The organism is uncultured Anaerobiospirillum sp. (assembly GCF_902485895.1).
Taxonomy (GTDB): domain Bacteria; phylum Pseudomonadota; class Gammaproteobacteria; order Enterobacterales; family Succinivibrionaceae; genus Anaerobiospirillum; species Anaerobiospirillum succiniciproducens.
On sequence record NZ_CABTML010000002.1, the window covers coordinates 1 to 3906 of the forward strand.

General features: G+C 41.9%; 2 protein-coding genes. One reads left to right on the top strand and one right to left on the bottom strand.

Going from position 1 to position 3906, the window contains the following annotated elements:
• Positions 1–194: 194 nt before the first annotated feature.
• Entirely contained in the window at positions 195–3023 is a 2829-nt protein-coding gene (locus tag RDO37_RS00035; RefSeq protein WP_308497675.1) for an IS3 family transposase, read from the bottom strand.
• Positions 3024–3088: 65 nt separating this feature from the next.
• Between RDO37_RS00035 and RDO37_RS00040 the strand changes: the two genes are divergently transcribed.
• On the top strand, positions 3089–3906 hold an 818-nt coding region (locus RDO37_RS00040; RefSeq protein WP_308497676.1), incomplete at its 3' end, for a flagellin.

Below are 3906 nucleotides of genomic sequence, written 5' to 3' on the forward strand. Positions count from 1 at the left end.
ACACTAGTTAACTAATCTTTGCATATTAAATCAAATGCCTTTAAATAGGCCTTTATTCATCTGCTGCGGAACTGGTAAAGCAAAAGGCCGCAGTTCGTGATCACGAACTGCGGCCTTTTGATTACTTCATGTTGATTAGAAATACTATGCGTACTTATCCTTTATCTAACATGCTCTCAGCTAATTAACATGGCTTATGCAGCCTCATGGGCATACTCAACATGCTTTACATACCATTGGTTCTTCTCTTGCTTGAGCCAATTGTTTTTGTACTCGATTGGAGATAGTCCACCAAGTCTTTCGATTCCTCTATCATTGTTCCAGTAGTTGATAACATACTCAATACGAGCCTCTAAAGTTTCAAAATCCTGAGCCTCAAACTTTCCAAATAATGCTAATAGCTCAGCTTTTATTCGGCCAAAAGCAGACTCCATTGCTCCATTATCTATACTGTTACCTTTTCTAGACATGCTTCTAATAACATTTCCAGCTCTTTCAATCATATCAATGTAAGCCTGATGTTGATATTGGCTTCCTTGATCAGAGTGCAAGATGATCTTCAGATTTATAGGTCTATACTCCAGAAAACCTACTATACTTGCCAAAACAAAATCGATACCAGGACATTGAGAGATCGACCAGCTTAAAATCTCATTATTGAACAAGTCTACAACCATAGACAGATAGAGCTTATTTGATCCCTTGGTTGTAATCTCTGTTACATCTGTTACCACTTTGTAATATGGTCTACTTGCTTTAAATTTGCGCTTTAAGAGATTTGGAGCCAGCTTTCCTACTGTGCCAACGTAGCTGCTGTATTTGCTGGTTTTATAGGGAGGAACATAAAACATCCATAGTTTTCTCATGTTCCTTCTTATCTTTTGAAGGCTAAATGTAAGAGCCTCTGTACGGCGAGCCAGCTCAATACGCATACGATGCACACCAATTTTGCCATTGAATTCATTATAGATCTCTATAATGGCAGCATTCAGAGCATCTTCACTTTCCTTTTTCGCAGCTACTATTGATGTACGAACTTTGCTATAGTAATGGAAGTCTGATGTTCGCAGACCAAAGACACCCATGGCAACTCTAATATGCAGCCATGGGTTCTCTTTAACTAAATGCTCATAGCACTTTATAACAAGCTCTTTTCTCTCACCCTTTGTGAGGTATCGGCTTATCGGTGCCTGCTCAAGAGCTACTTTTTTTTTAATCGCTACAGTGTAACTCAGTAGCCGATCGTAGGCTCTTTTTATTTGGTTATACTTGACTTTATCTGGTAGATCTTCGAAGCCCTCGCTATTTATATCAATATCAGGGACTCGTCCTCTGTTATTAGCGATCTTTGGGTACTCTTTAGCTGGAATGCCAGTTATTAAATCCAATGGATTTGAGTACTCGCTTGAGATCTTGATATAGTCAACTGCGTACATTGGATTGAGGAACTCTTTAGGAATGATGCCATTTAACAAATCTTGGCGGTTCTTCTCGAGCTTTTCTGCACGCAGTATCTCCCTATTTCTGTCTTTCTTCTTTGCTGCATATGGCTTGATCGTGGCTTTAGCTTTTCCATGCTTAGACACTGGCAGAGAATCTCGAGTTGTTCTATTGTGTGCAGAGGTGCCACTATAAATCGGACGTGAGATTAATCCTCTAGCAGATGTTTTAAGCATCTTCTCATCTATATTTGCGCATTGAGTGGCAGTGATCGGTTCCTTATCATGAGTAACTTCTAGCGCAGCCTCATCCTCTGCATCCATACACGCATCAAAGCAATCAATACCACAGCGCATCTCTATGTCCACAGAGACACTGCATTCATCAGATGAATCAGGGGTTGACTCTTCAGCGACTGAGCATGGTACTGTCTCTATTTGCGCTACAGCCAATTTCGAGCTTGTAATAAAACTAGATACATCGCCATTGCATTCGTCTAAGCAGATCTTCCACCTTGAGGTTATCTCTGATGGTTCTTTACAGAATAAAACATTCTCTCTAGTCCAATTACCAACTTTGCGGTTATATGCATACATTGCGTTCAAGTTCGCAATGGATAGATGGTTGCAGCTCTTGAATATCCATGACTCAACCACTGAGATATCAATGGTCGAAGATAAAGGAGCGATGAATGCGCCATTAACTGGAGCACAGTTGTCTAGGCGCGACTTACGCATACGCTTTAATCGCCCTTCAGTAACCTTGAAAATCAAGCTAACTTTGCTATCTGGAAGGTTATAAGCAATGGCAAACTCAACCATTGATGCTACGTCTATTTCTGAAAAACCGCCTGGCTCAGTCATAGCACGTAGACGTAGGTACTCGTCAGCGCCATGCAAATTCAAAAATGATATAATTCTGCTAGCATCAGGAGCTGAAATTCCCATTAATCCTGTAAGATCTGCAGGCTTTGCACCATGCTTCCATAATTCTGCGGCATCTGTAATCTGATCACCAGATGGCTCAAATGTAGAACAATTAAGGGTTTTTCTTGCCTCGATAACCTTTTGCTCAAAGATCTCATCACCGGTCTTTTCATTGAATACAGCATCTTGCTTCTTGCAGGATGCAAGATGCTCCGCTACTAGGATATCGAACACTTTGCCGTCATTCAGCTCAGCAATCATGTCCTTAACAAAAGCCTGATCTATACCATTAGGAAGAGCAGGCTCAGCACCATACTCTAGTGCATGTCCTGTGGTTTTACGAGTGCTAACTGCTGTTCTAAGCTCACGCTCTGTAACTCCGAAAACAATTCGGGCTTTGCTTATAGGGAGTCCACAAGCAATAACAGTCTCGGCAGCAACTGCCAAGACATTATTGTCATTTGATGAGGTGGCTGCTAAGGTTGGATTAGCTCTAAGCCAATCTGCTCCATGTACGCTAGAAGCAAACAAAAGTCTCGCAACATGAGCATCGCTAATGCCGAGCTCTTTAGCTATTGCTGTGTTCTTTGCGCCAGCTTCTTTTAGCTCAAATAACCTATTAATTTTTTCTACAGAAATTTTAATATTTGAACTCACAATAATTTCCTTTGCATTGAATTAGATCTAGGATTTAATATGCAAAGAATAGTGTACATGATCAAATGAGGATCAATAGCGCCAAAGACGATGCTGCTGGTCTCCAGATCGCTGATCGCTTAACAAGCCAGATAAATGGTTTAAATCAGGGAAATCGTAACGCATCAGACGGTATCGCACTTGCCCAGACTATTGAGTCCGGCATGGACGAGATCTCAGGAATGCTTCAGAAGATGCGTACATTAGCCGTACAATCAGCTAATGGCACAAACACAACTGAAGATCGCACTGCTCTTTTTAAAGAGATGGGAGCCTTAGCAACAGAGATCAACCGCATCTCCACCCAAACCACCTTTGCGGGCAAGTCAGTCTTAAACGGCAAAGTAGCTGGTTCTATCTACGGCGATCCTGGCGCTGGCGCAGGCCCTGCGCCTGGTGGTGGCAATCCAGCTGGTGATAAAGGCACTCTCACATTACAGGTAGGCTCCAATAAAGGCGATACAATCTCGTTTGATGTTGAGTCTGTTTACTTCTCTAAGATCGCAAATGATAACAATCTCATTGGCACAAATGCTGACAAATTCTTCAAGGTTGCCAACGGAGAAGTAACCATTAACATCAATAAAATCAGCTTTACTCCGCCAACCGGCCAAGGTCAAGGCCAAGGTAATCTAAAGTATATTGGTGATGTTATCAACCTGATGGATAGCGCTATTGCCAAGGTTGATGGCATGCGTGCCGACCTTGGTGCTTTACAAAATCGTTTAGAGTCATCTATCCGCAACCAGTCTAATGTTGCTGCTAATGAAGCTGATGCCCGCAGTCGTATCCGCGATGCTGACTTTGCTGAAGAATCAGCCAACTTATCACAGCAATCAATCAT